This window comes from Oceanisphaera avium, assembly GCF_002157875.1.
GTDB classification, from domain to species: Bacteria; Pseudomonadota; Gammaproteobacteria; order Enterobacterales; family Aeromonadaceae; genus Oceanimonas; species Oceanimonas avium.
In genome coordinates this window covers 2105838-2126558 of the sequence record NZ_CP021376.1, presented here as the reverse complement: position 1 = coordinate 2126558, position 20721 = coordinate 2105838, and the positions used below count along the sequence as shown (strand labels likewise).

General features: G+C 47.0%; 14 protein-coding genes and 5 tRNA genes. 7 read left to right on the top strand and 12 right to left on the bottom strand.

The genetic code is table 11. The annotated features are described in order from the left end of the window. Nucleotides 1-148: 148 nt before the first annotated feature. Nucleotides 149-1147 carry an acyltransferase family protein gene (locus CBP12_RS09810; protein ID WP_157420093.1) on the top strand — a complete coding sequence of 333 codons (999 nt, stop codon included), beginning with the start codon at nucleotides 149-151 and terminating at the stop codon, nucleotides 1145-1147. A gap of 92 nt (nucleotides 1148-1239) precedes the next feature. Here the strand turns inward: CBP12_RS09810 and recG are convergent, their stop codons facing one another. From recG to CBP12_RS13835, 7 genes are all read right to left on the bottom strand, one after another. Beyond that, nucleotides 1240-3312 carry an ATP-dependent DNA helicase RecG gene (gene recG, locus CBP12_RS09805; protein WP_086964264.1) on the bottom strand — a complete coding sequence of 691 codons (2073 nt, stop codon included), beginning with the start codon at nucleotides 3310-3312 and terminating at the stop codon, nucleotides 1240-1242. A gap of 300 nt (nucleotides 3313-3612) precedes the next feature. Continuing rightward, nucleotides 3613-4962 carry a CDP-diacylglycerol--serine O-phosphatidyltransferase gene (pssA, locus tag CBP12_RS09800; RefSeq protein ID WP_086964263.1) on the bottom strand — a complete coding sequence of 450 codons (1350 nt, stop codon included), beginning with the start codon at nucleotides 4960-4962 and terminating at the stop codon, nucleotides 3613-3615. 101 nt (nucleotides 4963-5063) lie between these two features. After that, the gene (locus CBP12_RS09795; protein ID WP_086964262.1) at nucleotides 5064-6872 is read right to left on the bottom strand and encodes an aminopeptidase P family protein; all 1809 of its coding nucleotides are present in this window, start codon (nucleotides 6870-6872) and stop codon (nucleotides 5064-5066) included. 46 nt (nucleotides 6873-6918) lie between these two features. Beyond that, a complete protein-coding gene (locus CBP12_RS09790; RefSeq protein ID WP_086964261.1) occupies nucleotides 6919-7113 on the bottom strand; it encodes a hypothetical protein in 195 nt (64 codons plus the stop codon). Between the two features lie 145 nt (nucleotides 7114-7258). Further along, nucleotides 7259-10333: a multidrug efflux RND transporter permease subunit gene (locus tag CBP12_RS09785; protein ID WP_086964260.1), complete on the bottom strand. Its 3075-nt coding sequence runs from the start codon at nucleotides 10331-10333 to the stop codon at nucleotides 7259-7261. 12 nt (nucleotides 10334-10345) lie between these two features. After that, nucleotides 10346-11497, bottom strand: coding sequence for an efflux RND transporter periplasmic adaptor subunit (locus tag CBP12_RS09780; RefSeq protein WP_086964259.1), 1152 nt, complete (start codon nucleotides 11495-11497; stop codon nucleotides 10346-10348). Nucleotides 11498-11527: 30 nt separating this feature from the next. Then, nucleotides 11528-12094, bottom strand: coding sequence for a TetR/AcrR family transcriptional regulator (locus tag CBP12_RS13835; RefSeq protein WP_086964258.1), 567 nt, complete (start codon nucleotides 12092-12094; stop codon nucleotides 11528-11530). Between the two features lie 232 nt (nucleotides 12095-12326). Between CBP12_RS13835 and CBP12_RS09770 the strand changes: the two genes are divergently transcribed. The 6 genes from CBP12_RS09770 to CBP12_RS09745 all read left to right on the top strand — a co-directional run bounded on the left by CBP12_RS09770 (nucleotide 12327) and on the right by CBP12_RS09745 (nucleotide 14319). After that, a tRNA-Arg gene (locus CBP12_RS09770) sits at nucleotides 12327-12403 on the top strand. 67 nt (nucleotides 12404-12470) lie between these two features. Next, nucleotides 12471-12546: transfer RNA gene (locus CBP12_RS09765), tRNA-His, on the top strand. A 34-nt stretch (nucleotides 12547-12580) separates the two neighbouring features. Continuing rightward, nucleotides 12581-12664, top strand: a tRNA-Leu gene (locus CBP12_RS09760). 90 nt (nucleotides 12665-12754) lie between these two features. Then, nucleotides 12755-12831, top strand: a tRNA-Pro gene (locus tag CBP12_RS09755). A gap of 58 nt (nucleotides 12832-12889) precedes the next feature. Further along, nucleotides 12890-12966, top strand: a tRNA-Pro gene (locus CBP12_RS09750). Nucleotides 12967-13509: 543 nt separating this feature from the next. Continuing rightward, nucleotides 13510-14319 (top strand): IclR family transcriptional regulator, encoded by an 810-nt coding sequence (locus CBP12_RS09745; RefSeq protein WP_086964257.1) that lies wholly within the window; start codon nucleotides 13510-13512, stop codon nucleotides 14317-14319. Nucleotides 14320-14430: 111 nt separating this feature from the next. Here the strand turns inward: CBP12_RS09745 and CBP12_RS09740 are convergent, their stop codons facing one another. From CBP12_RS09740 to hyi, 5 genes are all read right to left on the bottom strand, one after another. After that, nucleotides 14431-15672 (bottom strand): saccharopine dehydrogenase family protein, encoded by a 1242-nt coding sequence (locus tag CBP12_RS09740; RefSeq protein ID WP_086964256.1) that lies wholly within the window; start codon nucleotides 15670-15672, stop codon nucleotides 14431-14433. A 52-nt stretch (nucleotides 15673-15724) separates the two neighbouring features. Next, on the bottom strand, nucleotides 15725-16828 hold the full coding sequence (locus CBP12_RS09735) for a carboxynorspermidine decarboxylase (RefSeq protein WP_086964255.1): 1104 nt from the start codon (nucleotides 16826-16828) through the stop codon (nucleotides 15725-15727). A gap of 191 nt (nucleotides 16829-17019) precedes the next feature. Beyond that, on the bottom strand, nucleotides 17020-18471 hold the full coding sequence (locus tag CBP12_RS09730; RefSeq protein WP_232455051.1) for a YfcC family protein: 1452 nt from the start codon (nucleotides 18469-18471) through the stop codon (nucleotides 17020-17022). Nucleotides 18472-18932: 461 nt separating this feature from the next. After that, a complete protein-coding gene (gene glxR / locus CBP12_RS09725; RefSeq protein WP_086964254.1) occupies nucleotides 18933-19820 on the bottom strand; it encodes a 2-hydroxy-3-oxopropionate reductase in 888 nt (295 codons plus the stop codon). A 100-nt stretch (nucleotides 19821-19920) separates the two neighbouring features. Then, nucleotides 19921-20706 carry a hydroxypyruvate isomerase gene (gene hyi / locus CBP12_RS09720; RefSeq protein ID WP_086964253.1) on the bottom strand — a complete coding sequence of 262 codons (786 nt, stop codon included), beginning with the start codon at nucleotides 20704-20706 and terminating at the stop codon, nucleotides 19921-19923. Between the last annotated feature and the right edge of the window lie 15 nt (nucleotides 20707-20721).

Here is a 20721-nt window from a genome sequence, read left to right as displayed (position 1 = left end):
TGACCGATAAGGCGGCTTTTAAATTTTAATCACTACTAATAGCCGATAAGGTGAGTGAAATATTATTTTTTAAGCGCTGTTAAGCTTAATTAGCAGTAGAGGATAAGCGCCTAGTCATTTTTCTTATGTGAGTTACATGGAGCTAATAATGACACGGAATTTGTTATTCGATAATATAAAGTTAGCCATGGTGTTTTTAGTAGTGTTTGGCCACTTAATAGAGCCACTGCTTGACCACGGGCATCTTGCCAGAACTCTCTACATGTTTATTTATAGCTTTCATATGCCGGTATTTATTATGCTGGCAGGCGCACTCACCAAATTAGATGAGTCTGAAAAGCGCAGCTATAAAAATATTGCCTCCATTATAGTGCCCTTTGTGGTGTTTACTCTGCTGTATGAGCTAATTAACCTGCTAGGTTACAGAACTATTAGCCATTACACCTTAAATTTTGAGCCGCACTGGATATTGTGGTTTTTATTTAGTTTATTTATTTGGAAGCTGGCTTTTCCTATTATTATGAAGTTGAGATTCCCGTTAGTTATTAGCGTTATTATCTCACTCTGTGCCGGCTATGTTGATGATGTGGGCTCATTTCTAAGTATTTCTAGAACTTTATACTTCTTCCCGTTTTTTATATTAGGTTATAAGCTAAATAACACCCTCATCGCTAAAGACAGGTTATTTAATCTGCCGGCCATTTTCTATTGGGCGCTGTTAGCATTGATCTTTGTAGGCCTGTTTATTTTTAAAGAGGTGCCATATCAGTGGTTCTATGGCGGCGATTCTTATGCCAATTTAGGCGTTGAGAGCAACTACGGTTTTGTTTATCGCTTATTCTGTTACGGCTTATCAACCATCGCAGCACTGGCGGTGTTTATGGTTATTCCTAACCGTGGAGAAAAAGTAGCGTCCTACGGCGAAAATTCTTTATATGTTTATGCTTGGCATGGCTTATTTATTAAGGTGGCGGTTTATTTTGGCATTATGAGTTCGGTCGCTGAAATGTCGAGTCTTACGGCGCTGCTGATCTTCTTTGTGGCTTCTGTATTACTGACTATGTTGCTCGCAAGTCACTGGATGGCCAGCCTCACTAATAAATTACTGTTACAGCCGGCGCAACAACTCTTACTAAGTAATAAATAACTTACACAGGCGCGGGCGGTTGACGAATAAGCAACGGGCTTGTTGGTCAATTAGCTTAAGGCCAGCCAACTTATTCAAGCGTGCCGCCCGTTTTAAACCTTACCATAGTGTTCGCGCTCGCCTAACCAGCGCCGGATAAGCGGTGCCACTGCCCTTGGGTGTTGATCTGCTAAATAGCGAGCTAAGCGTTGTACATCGGGTAAGAGATGCTGATCGCGTACTAGATCAGCAATTTTTAAGTCGGTGAGGCCGGTTTGCTTAGTGCCTAACAATTCGCCCGGGCCGCGAATTTCTAAGTCTTTTTGTGCAATCACAAAGCCGTCATTACTATCGCGTAATACGCCAAGGCGTTGGCCGGCGGTTTTGGTTAATGGCGCGTGATATAGCAACACACAGTGTGAGGCGACCGCACCGCGGCCAACCCGCCCACGTAATTGGTGCAGTTGTGCCAAGCCTAAGCGCTCGGGGTTTTCAATAATCATTAACGATGCATTAGGCACATCTACGCCCACCTCAATCACTGTGGTCGCGACTAATAAATCAAGGCTTGCCGCTTTAAAGTCTGCCATTACTTTAAGTTTTTCTGCCGGCTTCATCCGGCCATGAACTAAACCTACGTTAAGCTCGGGCAGCTGCGCGGTGAGCTCGCTGGCGGTATCTTCGGCGGCTTGGCATTCTAATACTTCAGACTCCTCAATAAGGGTACAAACCCAATAGGCTTGGCGTCCTTGCTCGCGACACACTTGACGCACTCGGGCGATAATTTCATCGCGGCGAGTGTCTGGTATAGCCACGGTAGTCACAGGTGTACGCCCAGGCGGCAGCTCATCAATTACAGAAGTATCTAAGTCGGCATAGGCGGTCATGGCCAAAGTGCGCGGAATAGGCGTGGCGGTCATAATCAGTTGGTGAGGAAAAAACTCACCTTGGCTGCCTTTTTCGCGCAGCGCTAGTCGCTGATGCACACCAAAGCGATGCTGCTCATCGATAATGACTAATTCAAGGGCGCTAAACTGTACTTCTTCCTGAAATAAAGCATGGGTGCCCACTATCATGCCTACCTCGCCGCTGGCTAGTCGTGCCAGTTGCTCGGCGCGGGCTTTGCCCTTTACCTTGCCCGCTAACCAGCCTACTTGGATGCCTAAGGGAGCCAGCCAAGCGGCAAAGTTATTAGCGTGCTGCTCGGCTAATAACTCAGTGGGTGCCATTAAGGCAACTTGTCCTTGATTACCAATAACCTGCAAGGCCGCCAGTGCCGCCACCAGTGTTTTTCCTGAGCCTACATCCCCTTGTACGAGACGCATCATAGGTATCGGTTTTGCCAAATCAGCAGCTATTTCTGCCACTACGCGCTGCTGGGCACCGGTGGGCTTAAAAGGCAGCTGGCTTAAGAAATTATTAATGAGGGTGTCTGGATAAATGAGGGCCCGCGCCTGATGTGCTTGGCTTTGCTCGCGCACTTTAAGAATAGAAAGATTATGGGCTAGCAACTCTTCCATGACTAAACTTTGCTGTGCAGGGTGCAGTCCTTGCTCTAGGCTAAATAAGTCGATGTCGGGCGGGGGGCGGTGTAGCAGTTGCAGCGCGTGGTTTAAGCCTAGCTGCTGCGGATATAAGCCAGCAGGAAGCCATTCGGGAAGCGGCGAGTGCTGCAATAATTCCAAGGCATGATCAGTTAGCTGGCGAAGAGTAATTTGGCGCAAGCTTTCGGTGGCACCATAGACAGGAGTTAAATAGGCCTCGCTGCTTATTGCTTGCTCACCCACTTGCAGGCTGTATTCCGGATGAATAATTTCTAGGCCATGCTGGCCTGGGCGAATTTCACCAAACACCCGAATACGGGCACCGCTAGTTAGGGCATTTTTTTGGGCGGCAGCAAAGTTAAAAAAGCGCAATGTTAAACTGCCGCTATCATCGCGTATGCGACACAATAACATGCGTTTTCGGCCATAGCTGATAGTGCTATCGACCACTTCGCCTATTACCGAGACCTGCATGCCTGGCATTACGTCTTTGATGGCATACACACGGGTGCGGTCTTCATAGCGCAGTGGCAGATGAAATAGCAAGTCTTGCACCGTGCTCAAGTTGAGCCGTTGCAATTTTTCGAACATCTTATCGCCCACGCCTTTTAGCTGACGGAGAGACATCTTGTCCAGATTCATAACGGCCCCCTGTGAATATATACAGAGAATAGCAAAGGCGTGATTAAAAAGGGAGCGGGGGACAGCGCTACGCTATACGCGGTAAGTTCAAAAATAGTGCGAAGTCCTGATTTTCATAAGAAAGACCACTTAAAAGAAAGCGGTATGTTTTACACCGTACGTTAAAGACACACACTCACTCTTTGCCGTTATGCGACCATATTTCTTACTTTAGGCTTCAATGTAAATACAAAAACGCCGAACCCAGGGAGCTCGGCGTCGTTTATCTTATGGCGTACCGCGTAAAGCGTACGGCTTTGTTTAAAGCAGCCTTTTAAGCAATACATTGGCGCGGGTGCGCTGTACTCGCTTTAAGAGTTTTTGTACGGGAAGAGGATAGTCGGTGACTTCTTCAATTTCTGAAAAATGCTCGATACGCTGACAATATTGTAAAATATTATTTTTTTCTTCTTCAAACATGGGCTGTAATAATTGCTCAGGATCTTGAAGCAATAAGCCATTTTCTAAGTCTAAGCCCCAAGCTCTGGGATTGAGGTTATTACCGGTCACCATGGCTAAGTCATTATCAACCAAAATACCTTTAAGATGGTAAGAGTTACGCTCATGGCGCCACAGCATAATATTTAACTTACCTTGGTAAATAGAGGTTTGGTGAGTGCGAGCAAAGCGGCGCAAATTAGTTTCATATAAGTAAGGTAGGCCGCCTATGGTGCGAAACGGCTCATCGGGCGCAATATAAAAATCATTGGCCGTTTTATCGCCAATCACTAAGGTCACGCGCACGCCTTTTTTTAATAAGGTACGCACGTCTTTCGCCAGCGGTTTTGGCAAATTAAAATAGGGCGTGCAAATAAACGCCTGCTGCTCGGCGCTGCGTAATAAGGTGCGAATGGTGCGATTGAGTCTATTGCCGCGTTTGCCTAAGCCCGCTAATGGCGTTACCGATACTTGTCCTGTTTGGCGGTGTTGATCGCTAAACTGATATTGAAGGCGCTTCATCTGAGGTTTAAATTGGCGGATGACGGTGCGTAATTGGCGAGCAGAGGGGATAGTGGCGGCTAATAAAGAGGGCACGGCAGCATTATCTATAAATAAGCGCCTCATATAATCAACCATAGTGTCAGCCAGCGTAGCATCATTAAACTGATGATAGCGGTCGAAGCGATAACGCTCATTTTGATGCAAGTAAATATCGTTAAGGCTAGCACCGGAATAGAGCAGCGTATCATCAAACACAAAGCCTTTAAGGTGGAGTACGCCTAGCACTTCTCGGCCTTTAACGGGCACGCCGTAAATATTAATAGGCTGGCGATAACGGTCAGCAAATGCTTGGTACATCTTATGATTGCCGCCTTGGCCTTTATGGCCAATAAGCCCACGCTGCGCTCGATGAAAGTCCACAAATAAACAAATATCTAACTCAGGGCGAGCCTGCTTAGCTTCATAAAGCGCGGTTAATATTTCCCGACCCGCTTCATCATCTTGCAAGTAGAGGGCCACTAAATAAATTCGCCGCTGAGCGTGGGCAATGAGTTCCAATAACCTTTGCTTAAAGCTGGCTGCCGAATACAAGGTTTGTATTTGATCTGCATTCACCGCCAAAGTAGGGAGTCGATGCAGTAAGGAGCGGTAGTGGTGAGCTAATGGCATAAGTATATCCGGTTGATGATTTGTCGCCTACAAGGAAGTTAGGCGACAAGATACACGGGCAGTTTAGCTAACTTTAGCTAAGCGCGGCAAATTACCTTCACTTAGGTGATGGCATGAGTGGCCTGAATAAGCCAAGCAAGCGCAGCGCCCGTTAAATAAGGGCTTAGCTTTTGTCTAACTTGGGCGTGGTAATGGTTTAGCCATGCAATATGCTTAGGCTCTAACTCGCTTTGGTCAATTAAGCGCAGATCAAAGGGCACCCAAGTCAGTGTTTCAAATTCAAACATAGGAAGTTCGCCGTCGGTGGTTGCCGGCTGTACTACTTGAAGGTTTTCACAGCGAATGCCAAAGGCCTGCTCTCGATAATATCCTGGTTCATTAGACACTATCATGCCGGTAGTAAGGGCGGTTTGGCTGCCTTTCGGGGAGATACGTTGTGGGCCTTCATGCACACTTAAATAATGACCGACGCCATGACCGGTGCCGTGATCAAAGTTAAAGCCAGCTTGCCACAAGGGCTGGCGCGCCAATATATCCAGCTGTTGACCACAGGTATTGGCCGGAAAGCGGGCACTGGCTAAATCAATATGGCCTTTTAAGACTAAGGTAAATAACCTCTTGAGCTCTTTACTTGGCGGCTCTCCCTGAGGCGTAGCCACGGCCACGGTGCGCGTAATATCGGTCGTGCCATCCAGATATTGGCCGCCTGAGTCCACTAAATAAACGCTATCTTGGCCTAATTGGCGTGGGGTACCATTTAAATGGTGATAATGACACATGGCCGCGTTGGGGCCTAGGGCGGAGATAGTACTAAAGCTGGGCTCTACAAATTCTGGATGCGCACGGCGAAAAAACTCCAGCTTATCGGCTAAGGTGCCTTCATCTTCTTGCTCAGGATGAGGCTGGGTGAGACGTTCATCTAACCAAGCGAGAAAACGACACATTGCCACCCCATCTCGTAGGTGAGCGGCACGGCTGCCATTTACTTCGACGGGGTTTTTACACGCCTTAGGTAGCATGCAAGGATCGGGTGCTAATACTAACTCGGCGCCTGCTTGGCTTAAGGTAAGGCCACACCAGGCATTGGCGGTATCGGGGTCTAATTGAACTCGCGCTTGTTGCTGGCCCAAGGCGATGAGCGCCTCGCTTAGCTCAGCCACGGGATGGATACTCACGTCTTCACCCCAATGAGTCGTGACTTCAAGCTCGGCAAATTTTTCAGGATCGCTAAATAACTGCACACGACCATCTTGATATAACAGCGCAAAGCCTAGCACCACAGGTAGGCAGGCAATGTCGCGGCCGCGAATATTTAATAACCAATTAATGGGCTCGGCTTGGGTTAATAGTTGTACCTCAATATCGGCCGCCGCCAGCTCGCTTGCGATACGGCTGCGTTTAGCCTGGCTATGTTGACCGCTGTAATCTTGGCTAAGTAAGAGTGCGCTATGTTGGGAAGGAGCGGGTTTATCCTGCCACAGCGAGTCTATTAAGTTATGATCGAGTGCCCTTAAGCTAATGCCGTGCTCAGCCAGCTTAGGCGCTGCTTGTTGTAGCCATTGATGACTATGGAGATGAGGATCAAAGCCAAGGTTTGCGCCCGGTGCCAGCTTGGTTATTAGCCAATCTAAATAGGGCTCACTTATTAAATGATGGTAACTAAATAAGGGAGCGGGACATTGCTGGCGCACCTGTACTGTGTAGCGACCATCAACAAACATCGCCGTTTGCTCCGCTAAGACTATCGCCACTCCCGCTGAGCCACTAAAGCCAGTAAGCCAGGCTAAACGCTCAGCGTAGGGCGCAATATACTCTCCCAAGTGTTCGTCATCATGAGGAACAATTAAGGCCTGTAGATTTAGACTCGCCATGGCACGGCGAAGGGCACCAAGGCGTTGTGCGTAGGGCATTAGGGCTCCTTAATAGACATTCAATAATATAAAAAGAGGACGCGAGTTAGAGAGCGTCAAAAGGGCGGTGTTTTTCTTTTTCTATTACTAGCGCTTCCAGTGCTTGCACTCTGTCTTGTAGTTGTTGGTTTTGCGCTTCAAGGGCGAAGACACGCTGCGTAATATCGCTGTGGCTACGGCCTTGATTGAGTAATAGCAAAACGCCGGCAATCACTAAACCTAATAATATTATTGCTAGCATTAGCCGCTTCCTATCTTATAAAAACATGCCCTTGAGTTGGGGCTATTAGACGCTAAGTTATCACAGCTTAGATGAAGATGGCGGGGTTAGAAGAATAAAAAAGGGCTGCCACGGCAGCCCTTTTAAACTAAGAGTGAAGTTGTGCTTAGTAACTATCTACCGTCTTGGGTGCTAGGCTTTCATCAAACTCCGGTAAGGGTTTGTGCTGTGAAGCTAAGAAGGTATAGATCACTGGCAACACAAACAGTGTAAACAGCGTACCAATACTCAAGCCCGACACAATCACTATCCCCATGCCAAAGCGTGAGATAGCCCCCGCTCCAACTGCAAACATCAGCGGCAGTAAGCCCGCCACCATGGCGGCAGTGGTCATTAAGATGGCGCGCAGGCGTATGCGTGCTGCAGTGCGAATGGAGTCGGTACGACTGGCTCCCGCTAGCTGCTCTTCTTTGGCTACCTCACACATTAAGATACCGTGTTTAGTAATAATACCGACCAAGGTAATAAGCCCCACCTGAGTATAAATATTCATGGTGGCGAGCCCCCACGCCAAGGCAATTAAGGCACCAGAAATAGCCAGCGGCACCGACACCATAATCACCAGTGGGTCGCGTACACTTTCAAACTGCGAGGCCAACACTAAAAAGATAATGAATAAGGCCAATAAGAAGGTCATGTACAGCGCGCTGCCTTCGGTGACAAACTGGCGAGCCCCCCCTAAGTAGTCGTGGTTATAGCCTTTAGGTAAGTTAGCTGACACATCTTGTTCTAAGAAGTCGATGGCATCACCCATAGATACCCCAGGCGTTAACACGCCGCCAATGGTGGCTGAGTTTAGCTGATTATGGTGAGGAAGCGCTCTAGGCTGAGCTTCCATAGTAATAGATACTAAGTTAGCCAGCGACACCATGTCACCATTGTGCGCCCGCACATAATACTCTTTGATGGAGTCGGGGTTGAGGCGGTCTTTGCGATACACCTGTGGGATCACCTCATAGCTTCGGCCATCTAAATCCACTCGGTTTACATAACCGTCACTCATCATGGTCGACAAAGTAATAGCAATGTCTTGCATGGTGACGCCGTAGGCACCGGCTTTATCGCGATTAACCTCAATTTTCATGGTCCCTGAGTCAAACGCCAGATCCAGTTCGCTATAAACAAACAGCGGGCTTTGGCTGATTTTTTTCAGGGCATCGGCTGCCACTTCATACAAGCTTTCAAAGCTATTTGGCGTAGTTAGTACATATTGTACCGGTAAGCCACTAGACGCCCCGGGTAACTCAGGAAACTCAAAGGCAGTAATTGCCACCGCAGGAATGGCGCCCAGACCTGGGGTAAGGCGGTCAATCACCGTTTTTTGGCTATCGCGCTGACTCCATGGCTTAAGCACGGCGACTGCTAGCCCTTGGTTGGGATTAGGCACGCCGGCAATGGTTAACGAGGTGGCAAGGCCATCTTCTTTATTCAATACCTCCACGGCTTTGCGCATATTGTTTTCGATGTAGTCTAGGTTTGCCGAGTTCGGTGCCTTGGCCATCATCAAAAACGCGCCTTTATCTTCACTGGGTGCTAACTCGCTGGGAATAAAGCTAAATAACACCGGCATTGAAGCGAATACTAATACCGCAAAGGCAATGACTACCGCACGCTTGGCCAATACTGCATCCAGCATGCGCGAGTAATTGTGCGTTAGCTTATCTAAGGTACTTTCTACGCCACGTTCAAAACGATTAGGATTAGTGTGCGGTTTTAATAACTTAGAGCACATCATAGGTGACAGCGTGAGCGCCACTATGCCAGAGATAAATACCGCCCCCGCCAAAGTTAGCGCAAACTCTTTAAACAAAGAGCCAGTAATACCGTCCATTAACGCGATAGGAGCATACACGGCTGCTAGGGTGATGGTCATGGTAATAACGGGCACGGCAATTTCTCGGGTACCAATAATGGCGGCACGATAAGGCTCTTCACCCGCTTTGATATGTCGGTCGACGTTTTCTACTACCACAATGGCGTCATCTACCACCAAGCCAATTGCCAGTACCATGGCCAGTAGCGTCATCAGGTTAATACTAAAACCAAAAGCTTGCATCAGCATGGCCACGCCAATGAGCGACAGCGGAATAGTAACAATAGGGATTAATACGGCGCGAAAAGAACCCAAGAACAGCGTAATAACTACCACCACGATTAATGAGGCTTCCAATATGGTTTTAACCACCTCACTAATAGACTCATTAATGGCATCGGTCGCATCATAGAGCAGCTGCATCTTAATGTTATCGGGCATGTTGCGTTCTAAGTCAGGCAACATGTTGCGCACATTATCGGCCACATCCAAGGGGTTAGCCGAGGGCGTGGGATCCACACCAATCACCACCGCAGGTTGGCCATCGGCTAAGGCGCGCACTACATCGTGGCTTTTCTCCAAGGACACTTGGGCAATATCGCGCAGGCGCACTACGCCATCGTCGCGAGTGGCCACCACCAAAGACTCTAGCTCTTCAGGATTTTCAATTTGGGTATTGATTTCACTGTTATACAGCATGTAATAACCCGTGGCCTGACCAGCCGCCGCTTGATAGTTATTTGCTTGTAAAACGGTCAATACCTCGGGAGCGGTGAGCTTATGTGCCGCCATGCGCTGGGGATCTAACCAAATGCGCAGCGCAAACTTAGCACCACCAAAGAGGTTAATCTTGGCAACCCCGTCTACCGAGTAGAATTGTGGGCGTATAACGCGCTCTAAGTAGTCGTTGATTTGAGGTGCATTCAAATCATCACTACTAAAGGCGATATACATAATGGAGGTAGAAGCGCCTGTGGTCATTTCCAGACTGGGGTCTTCTGCCTCTCTGGGGAGCTGCGAGCGCACCGAGTTTACCCTGGCCAAAATATCGGAAAGGGCGGCATTAGAGTCGGTGTTTAGCTTCATTTGTACGGTAATACTGGAGCTGCCGTTACTACTGCTGGAGCTCATATAATCAATATTATCCGCTTGTGCTATGGCTTGTTCTAAGGGTTGAGTAATAAAACCTTGGATTAAATCCGCACTGGCACCGTAATAGCCGGTACTCACGGTGATCACGGTGTTAGTCATATCTGGGTATTCGCGCACTTGCATTTTTTGCAAGGCCTGCAGCCCCAGCAGCACGATCAGTAAACTGATCGACACCGCCAGTACGGGGCGCTTAATAAAAATATCAGTAAAACGCATCAGATTCTCCGCTTACAGCTGGGGCGCTGACTCTGGGGTGTCTAGGGCATCGTCTTCAACCAGTTTTACATGGCTGCCATTAGACAAGCGCACCTGTCCGGTGGTCACTATGACTTCACCCGCTTTGAGGCCTTTTACTACGCGCGCATAATCATCCTCGCGCTCAGCCACTTCAATCACTCTTTGTTTAGCGATGTATACGGTTTCATCCTCAGCGTTGGGTTTTTCTTTCTCTTTACCTTCTTCTGGCTGCTGCTTGCTAACGACATACACCGTTTGGCCATACAGCGTGAAGTTAATGGCGGTTTGTGGTACCAAAATTTGTTCATGTTGCACTGGCAACTGCACGTCTAGCTTGGCAAACATGCCAGAGCGTAACTTGCCATCTTGGTTTGGAATACTGGCTTGTACCTGCACGACGCCGGAGTCAGGATTAACTTGCGGTTCAATCGCAGTGACTTCACCTTCAAACGGGGTGGCAGGATAGGCATCAACAAAAATATTTAACGCCTGTCCTACTGCAATATCGGCAATGCGCGTTTGCGGTATGGTAAAGCGGATCCGAAATTGACTGCTGTCTTCTAAGCGCGCGATATCGGTGCCGGCATTTAAATACTGACCTAAAAATGCATTACGAATGCCCATCACGCCATCAAAGGGCGCGCGAATGGTGCGCCGAGCAATAGTGGCTTTAAGAGAGTCCACTTGGCCGATTAGCTCTTGATAACTAGCTTGAGCTTCATCTAATTGACCTTGTGAAACTGAGCCGCGATTAAGCAACTGGCGGGTACGCTTTAAATTTGCTTCTACCGAATGCACCCGCCCTTGAGCACTGCGTAAGTTGGCTTTTTCTACATCTGCGTCCAGCTCAAGCAAGACATCTCCAGCTTTTACTTTTTGCCCAGACTCAAAGTGAATAGCGCGCACTATGCCTGAAGACTCGTTGCTGATATCAATGCCTTGAATAGGTTCAATAAAACCAATGGCAGCAATACGCGGCGTCCAGTCTTTTGGAGTCACCTCCATCGTGGTGACTGGATAGCTAGGCACCGGCATATTGGCGAAATATTCGCCCATCATCTTTTGTTTAAATAAGTTAAATCCGATGACGCTGCCGAAAATTAGCACTACCAGCAACAACATGGACAATGTCCACTTTTTCATTCGTTTGCTCCCGCAACTTTTTATAAAATATTAACGTTTAAGAATAGAGTTCCAACTGGCATCAAGCAGTTGTTCATATAAGTCATCATCAAGCTCAATACAGCCTTTAGTGCATTTTTGAGTCAATAACATCAGGTTTTCCAGTGCTAAAAAGCCCAATAATTCGGCAGGCATATCGCGAAATAAGCCGTTAATGCGCCCACATTCAAAAAACTCATGCACCGGTTTAAAGTATCGCTCGTCCATTTGTTTTTCTTCTTCGCGGTTAAACAAAGGCGAGGCTTCATACTGCACTCGATAACACAGGCTGTCTGGACTAGCCTGTAAATAGTGCAAGGTATTTAGCCAAAGTTGGCGAAACTGCAAATAACAAGGTTCTGCTACATTGACGTTTTTTAAAATGGTGGTAGAAGCATCACGCAGTCTTTCCTCGTGTACACACCGTAATAGCGTTTCTTTATCAGAAAAATAGCGATAGATAGTTCCAGTAGCAACATTAGCTCGCTTAGCTACTTGCTGCATTGAAATACCGTGAAAGCCCAGCTGAGCTATCAAGGCTTCGGCCGAGTTTAAAATACGTTCGCGTTTATCAGGCATTAACTCACCGCTAACAAAATAAAGCCATGAATGAACGTTCATTCATTTTTAAGAATTTTAAGTCTTTTCTAACATAAGTCAATTGCTCAACGGACAAGTTAAGTAAGACATTATTAGCACCACGCTAAAAAAGCAGCAGACTGACGACAAAAGCACCAACCACGTGTTTATTTTTAAATAGTGCTGGACAAGCAGCGGCGTGGGTCTTAATATCCGCATCGTCCAAATGTGAGCGCCCGTAGCTCAGCTGGATAGAGCGCTGCCCTCCGGAGGCAGAGGTCACAGGTTCAAATCCTGTCGGGCGCGCCATCTAGTACATTCGGACAAAGCTTGGTAGACTAAGCCCCAGTAAAAAGAAAGTTAGTCAGAAATAATGGTGATCGTAGCTCAGTTGGTAGAGTCCCGGATTGTGATTCCGGTTGTCGCGGGTTCGAGCCCCGTCGGTCACCCCAATTTCAGGTTATGGCCTGGAAGTAGTAAAAATGTGCGAGGGTGGCGGAATTGGTAGACGCGCTAGCTTCAGGTGTTAGTGCCTTCGGGTGTGGGGGTTCAAGTCCCCCCTTCGCACCACTACTTCAATAAGTTTGTAATTGTACTTTATCGGAGTACGATACATAAGATTAAAAGTAAGGCTTAGGCCTTAAGGTAAAGAAGAAATTTCGGCGTTTAGCGCAGCTTGGTAGCGCATCTGGTTTGGGACCAGAGGGTCGCAGGTTCGAATCCTGCAACGCCGACCAATTAAAAAATTAACCGTGATGACTTCACGGTTAATTTTAGAAAGACAGCACAGTTTTACGGCGTTTAGCGCAGCTTGGTAGCGCATCTGGTTTGGGACCAGAGGGTCGCAGGTTCGAATCCTGCAACGCCGACCAATTAAGAAGCCAGCTCAAGTAGCGGGCTTTTTTCTGTTTAAAATTCAGGGTTCTGCAGAAATACAGCCAAATAGCGCAGCTTGGTAGCGGTCAACATAGTGTTGAATGTTTAGTTTTTAATTAAACACTCAACATTAAGTATTCAACATTGCATTTAGCTTGGTAGCGCATCTCGTGTTTTAGGAATAAGCGGACCAGAGAGTGTGTTCGCAGGTTCGAATCCTGCTTATGTCTGTGTGGCCGACCAATTAAGAAGCCAGTCTTATGACTGGTTTTTTTTCGTCTGAATTTTAGTAACAGATGATCGTAAAGAGTAAAACCCAAAGCACCTCTGCTGTCTTACCGAGCTTGCCCAAGTATCTCACCCTTCTGCTTAAGCGTTAACATCAACAGCGAGATCCTGATTTTCATCAGTAACACGAAAAAACGCTGTGCAGAACTCCACGCCTTCTCTTCTCGCCTTACTCTTCACGAATGCAAACAGGACTTAGCGGCTAAATAGCCATACAATGGCTATAAGTCTCTGTAGATCATGGCAATATCATGACCGAAGAAGTAAAAGTTAAAAAAAATAAAGCGAGCAGTGCTACCCAAGTGCAATCGCTTTCACGGGCCTTATTACTACTTGAGCGCTTGGCCGCCTCAGATATGGGGATGTCGCTAACCGAAGTCGCTAATAGTTTAGATCTTGCGCCCTCTACCACGCACCGCTTATTAAACAGCTTGCGTAGTCATGACTTCGTTGATGTGGATGACACTCAAGGCTTATGGAGCATAGGCGTTAACGCTTTTGCAGTAGGCAATGCTTACTTAAAAAAACGTGATGTGATTGCTCAGTCGCGCCCCTTTATGAAACGCTTAGTAGCCGAGACGGGTGAAACCTCCAATCTTGCGATTTTAGAGCAAGACAGAGTGGTGTATGTAGGGCAGGTTGAGTCTGCACAAACCATGCGCATGGTGGTGTCTTTAGGGAGTAGCTCACCTTTGCATGCCTCGGGTGTGGGCAAGGCGTTGTTGTCTGTGGTGCCTGTGGCAGATGCCATGGCATTGATTAAGCAAACGGATATGGTGGCTTTTACCGAGCATACCATTACCGATGCCGAGCAGTTCGCAGCTGAATTACAGCACATTAAGCAACAAGGCTACTCGTTAGACGACGAAGAGCAATTTGAAGGCTTACGCTGCATTGCCGCCAATATCTATAATGAGTACGGCGAAGCGGTGGCAGCGATTTCCATTTCTGGGCCGGCGGTACGCGTCAAGCGCGAGCGCTTAACTCACTTAAGCCAGCTGGTAGTGGATGCGGCCCAAGAGGTAACGCAGGCCATTGGTGGGAAAACACCTCAAAGGTAGCTGTAAGCGAGAAGCTTGACGCCCTAAGTTGAGCGAAAAAATTTAACTATAAAAAAGGCCAGTCTGATGACTGGCCTTTTGCAGTTTGCTTAATTGTCTTAACTGCTTAGCTTAGAAGTGCAGCGGGCGATCGCCGTCTTCATCTTTAATGCGCGTAGGCAGACCCATATCATTGAGCAGATTAATGAAAGGGCGGTGTGGCAGCTCTTCTACGTTCACCATGCGCGACACGTCCCACTCGCCAGTGGCGATTAAAATGGCGGCGGCGACGGGGGGCACGCCTGCGGTATAAGAAATACCTTGGCTGCCCACTTCCTCATAAGCGGCTTCGTGATCGCTAATGTTATAGATAAAAATTTCTTTCTCTTGACCATTCTTAGTGCCCTTTACTAAATCACCAATACAGGTTTTACCTGTATAGTTAGGCGCTAAAGATGCAGGGTCTGGCAAGATAGCTTTCACTACTTTAAGCGGCACTACTTCTAAGCCTTCGGCAGTTTTAACCGGTTGCTCAGACAATAAACCTAAATTATTCAGTACATTAAATACATTAATATAATGCTCACCAAAGCCCATCCAAAAGCGGATGTTAGGCACATCTAAATGATGAGATAACGAATGAATTTCATCATGCCCTGTCATGTAGCTGGTTTGTATGCCCACCACCGGTAAGTCGTCGGTGCGCTTAACTTCAAACATCTTATTTTTGACCCACGCATTATTTTGCCAAGACCAAACGCGACCGGTAAATTCACGAAAGTTTATCTCAGGATCAAAGTTGGTAGCAAAATAGTGGCCATGATTGCCGGCATTAATATCGATAATGTCGATAGACTCAACGCGGTCGAAGTAATCTTCTTTAACGGCAGCGGCGGCATAGGTATTTACCATGCCAGGATCAAAGCCCACCCCTAAAATAGCGGTTACGCCGTTATCGGCGCACAATTGTTTGCGCTGCCATTCGTAGTTAGCGTACCAAGGTGGGTTTTCACAGATTTTGTCCGGATCTTCGTGGATAGCCGTGTCCATGTACGCAGCACCGGTTTCGATGCAGGCTTGAAGCACTGACATATTAATGAAAGGCGAACCGACATTGATCACCATCTGCGACTGTGTCTTATTAATTAACGCCTTGGTGGCTGCTATATCTAGCGCATCCAATGCGTGAGCTTGCAAGTCGCCGGCAGTTTTTAAGCTGCCTTTTTCCTGTACGCTGTCGACAATCTGTTGACACTTCTCGACTGTGCGCGAGGCGATGTGGATGTTACCCAGAATATCATTATGTTGTGCGCATTTATGAGCCACAACTTGGGCAACCCCACCGGCACCAATAATCAGAACGTTTCTTTTCATTTTTTCCTCTAACCGCCTCCTTCAAAAGGCTCTGTTATAGTTGATTCATGCCTCAGGAGAGGCTGCCTACAAAGTCGTCGAAACTAAACTCCTTAACCAACTCCACGCTACCGTCAAGTTGGCGAATGGCGATGGCGGGCATATTAACGCCATTAAACCAATTTTTCTTTACCATGGTATAACCAGCGGCATCGATAAAAGAGAGTCGATCGCCTACTTTGAGCGGTTGCTCAAAATTAAATTCGCCAAAAATATCGCCGGCTAAACATGACTTACCACAAATCATGTATTCCAACTTGCCGCTATTAGGCGCCATCTTCGCCGATTCGCGGTAAATAAGCAGATCTAGCATATGTGCTTCAATAGAGCTGTCCACTATGGCTAACTGCTTGCCATTAAACAAGGTGTCCAACACTGTCACTTCTAAACTAGTGGTATTCGTAATGGATGCTTCACCGGGCTCAAGATAAACTTGCACGCCGTAGCGCTCACTAAAGGCCTTTAAACGAGCACAGAAGTGATCCAACGGATAACCTTCGCCAGTAAAGTGAATACCGCCGCCTAAGCTCACCCAAGTGATATTAGAATGCTCCAGTAAGTCGCCAAACTTGGTTTCTATGTCACTTAGCATGTGATCGAACAAAGAAAAATCGTTGTTCTCACAGTTGTTATGGATCATAAAGCCAGAAATCTGTTCTAGTACCGGCTTAATTTCTTCGGCATTCCACTCGCCTAAACGACTAAAGGGCCGTGAGGGATCGGCAATTAAAAAAGCGGAGCTAGACACGCCGGGATTTAAGCGCAAACCGCGCACATGATTAACTGATTGTTCAGCAAAGCGATTAAGCTGGCCGATGGAGTTAAAGATAATTTTATCGCTGTGGACGAGTACTTCGCCAATTTCATCATCAGCATACGCCACACTATAGGCATGAGTTTCACCGGGGAATTTCAGCTTGCCCAGTTTGACTTCATTCAGCGAAGAGGAAGTGGTGCCATCCATATATTGACTCATTAAGTCAAACACCGACCAAGTAGCAAAGCACTTTAAAGCAAGCAATGCTTTTGCGCCTGAGTGCTGGCGCACATAGGCAATTTTTTCCATATTGCGCATCAGCGCAGCTTTATCGATGAGATAGTACGGCGTTTTTATCACCTAGATCATATCCTCTTGACTGTAATAGCCCACCCGTCATGGCACGGGAAATTTGAAGCGCGTAATTATAGTAGAAAGGACCAGCCGCTTCGAGCACAAATGGCAGCCGTGCTTTTCTAAGACCTATAATTTGCGAGCTAGCTATTAAAAAGGCTCCGAAAGGAGCCTACGATTATCAATGATAGGCAACATTATCCTACCCACTGTGTCATTTGTGCAAATATGAGGAATCCCATCGCGATTAGAATCCAAATGGTAAATAATGGCAGGAAAAACTTAACCCATTTATTCCACGTTACACCTGCTAAAGCGAGTGTTGCCATAAAATAGCCAGAAGTAGGATAAAGGATATTTCCAATACCGTCTCCGAGCTGGAAAGCGAGTACAGCAGTCTGGCGGGTTACGCCCACTAAATCTGATAAGGGGGCCATAATTGGCATAGTTACTAATGCTTGTCCGCTGCCCGAGGGAATAACAAAGTTAAAGCCAAGTTGGGCGAAAAACATTCCAATGGCTGAGAACATTGCCGGAAATTCACCTACCAGATTTCCTAGCGCATATACCAGAGTATCCATAATTTGGCCATCTTCTAGCACTACGGCTACGGCTCGAGCAATACCACAGATCATGGCACCGACTAGCACATCACGGAAACCTTCGTTAAAGCCCTCACTGATATCTTCAGTTTTTAAACCTGCAATCAGACCGACTACTATGCCCATCACAATAAACAGACCGGCCATCTCCATCATAAACCAGCCGCGAGTCATCACGCCCCACACCAGTAAAATGAAAAAGGCGAAGGTTGCTAAAGAAGCCCATTGTTGACGTTTGGTTGCGGCCAGCGTTTTTTCGTTAGCACTGTGTAGATATCGTTCTCGTTTCTGCTGCTCTTTAACGTCATCACCCATCAAGCTTAACTCTGGATTATTACGTACTTTGAGCGCATAGCGAGTGACATAAAAAATACCGACTAGCAAAATAAGAATAAATGCCACAGTACGTAACAGCATTCCTGAATAAACAGGAAGGTCGGAGAGTTGTTGGCCTAAACCCGTGTTAATAGGATTTAGGATACCCGTTGTAAAGCCAGCAGTAGTAGCACAGAGCGCAACTCCAGCTGCAGTGATGGAGTCAAAGCGCAGCGCTATCATCAGTGGCAAGATGACAGGAACATATACCAAGGCGAGCTCTTGAGTGCCAATAAGCGTGGCGATCACCGCAAAGGTCGTCATTAGCACGGGAATAATAATGATGGTGTTATTAGCGAACCGCCGAGTTAGTTTATCTACGCCTATCTCAATGATTCCAGTACGACGCAGTACCATGAACATCCCACCAATCATAAAGGTAAAAAATACTACTGTGCCTGCATCCATTAACCCTTTGGGGATCGCAAGCATAAAGTCGACAGCGCTAACCGGAGTCGACTCAATAACTTGGTAAGAGTTAGGATCGATTGTCGTTCGACCACCGGGGCCAGGCACGCGTTCATATTGCCCAGCAGGAACGACATAGGTGAGAGCGGCAGCGATAGCAATAAAGACAAATAAGATGACATAAATATGGGGCATCTCGAATAGCTTTTTCTTTTTTGTATTATGTATCGTAGCGAGCTGATTTTGGTGAGCTTTTGGTTCCATAATTTACCCTTCCTTGTAGCAAATACAGCTGTTAAACCATGTTTACGTTAAAAGCAGATGAGTAGTGATGAATGTTGGCTAGTTCTTTAGCACAGCCACATAGTTACGAATGGCTCTTAGTTATTAATAAGATTTATTAACAGATTGGCAACATTAAAGAGAGGAACTTAGGATATTTGGAACCCAGGTTTTAAAACTGATTTTTTGAGGTGGCTTTTTAACAGTCCTTATGCAAAGAGTAAATCGCTGATAAATAAGTCACTTTGGTAAGCTGAGGGTGCTAAAGAAAAGGAAGGTAAAGTAGCTGAAGGGGGAACTAAATAAGCTAATGATGCAGAAGGTGGGGCAGCACAGCAATAATTAAGATCTTACACAAAGCCCCCTGAGTGAAAGCTCGTACTTATCTTTGCCTGCCCCGATTCTTAAAGGCCCGCAAGCTTAGGCTTGCGGGCAAGCAGCAATTACTCGCCGCGGATGTTGTGGTTAGCCAAGTGCTCAAGTGCTTTGATCAAACCAGAGTGGTCCCAACCTGAACCGCCCAATGCGTTACAAGTGTTGAACAACTCTTGTGCACCAGCAGTGTTAGGCAGAGAAACACCCAGTTCACGTGCGCCAGTCAGAGCCAAGTTCAGGTCTTTCTGGTGTAACGCGATACGGAAACCTGGGTCAAAGGTACCCTTAACCATACGCTCGCCGTGTACTTCTAAGATTTTAGAAGAAGCGAAACCGCCCATCAGTGCTTCACGCACTTTGGCAGGATCAGCACCCGCTTTAGAAGCAAATACCAGTGCTTCGGCAACGGCTTCAATGTTCAGTGCAACAATGATTTGGTTCGCTACTTTAGTAGTCTGACCGTCACCGTTACCGCCTACCAGAGTAATGTTCTTACCCATGATTTCGAACAAAGGTTTAATCTTGTCAAATACTGACTGCTCGCCACCTACCATGATGGTCAAAGTGGCGTTGATGGCACCTACTTCGCCGCCAGATACTGGAGCGTCTAAGAAGTCTGCGCCAGTTTCGTTAACGCGCTTAGCGATTTCTTTAGTCGCAATCGGAGAGATAGAAGACATGTCTACTACGATTTTGCCAGCAGACAGACCTTCAGCTACACCATTCTCACCAAACAGTACGTCTTCAACCTGTGGGGTATCGGGTACCATAGTGATGATAACGTCTGCAGCTTCTGCAACTGCTTTAGGTGTTGCTACTGCAATACCTTTGTCACCCAACAGATCGGCAGGAGCCTTGTTGAAGTGCTCAGAGAAGTACAGGGTGTAACCCGCTTTTTGCAGGTTCTCAGCCATTGGCTTGCCCATGATACCGGTACCGATAAAGCCTATTTTCATCGTAAATTCCTTATTAACTTTTGGGGTAAGTAGCTGTTGGTTTATCACCAACATCTCAGACCTTTAAGAATTGCCATGCTGCAAGCAGCACAGATCAGGTTTATTTCAGGCTGGCGTAGTTATTCAACCAAGTCAGACCGGCTTCGGTGGTAGTCGCTGGCTTATATTCGCAGCCAATCCAACCGTCGTAGCCTACTTCGTCCAAGTACTTAAACAAGAACTCGTAGTTGATCTCACCGGTACCTGGCTCGTTACGACCTGGGTTATCAGCCAACTGTACGTGGTTGATGTTGCTCAGGTTGTTTTTAACGGTACGTGCCAAGTCGCCTTCCATGATCTGCATGTGGTAAATGTCATACTGCAGATACAGGTTAGCGCTACCCACTTTTTCGCGGATAGATTGTGCTTGTTTGGTGTTGTTCAAGAAGAAGCCAGGAATATCAATGGTGTTGATTGCTTCCATAACCAGCTTAATGCCTGCGGCTTCTAATTTGTCAGCAGCAAACTTCAAGTTAGCAACAAAGGTCGCCTCTGCTTCGTCGTAAGACACGCCATCTTGTTGGATACCGGCCAAGCAGTTGATCTGGGTGTTGCCCAGTACTTTGGCGTATTCAATCGCCTTATCAACACCGGCTTTAAATTCTTCAACACGGTCTGGGTGGCAAGCAATACCACGCTCGCCGCCGTCCCAGTTACCAGCGGGCAGGTTAAATAACACCTGAGTCAGACCATTGGCATCCAGTTTGGCTTTAATGTCTTGAGCAGTTTCTGCATAAGGGAACAGATATTCTACACCCTTAAAGCCAGCCTTGGCGGCAGCTTCAAAGCGGTCCATAAAGGCCACTTCAGTAAACAGCATCGACAAGTTGGCAGCTAATTTAGGCATAACAATGTCCTTCAT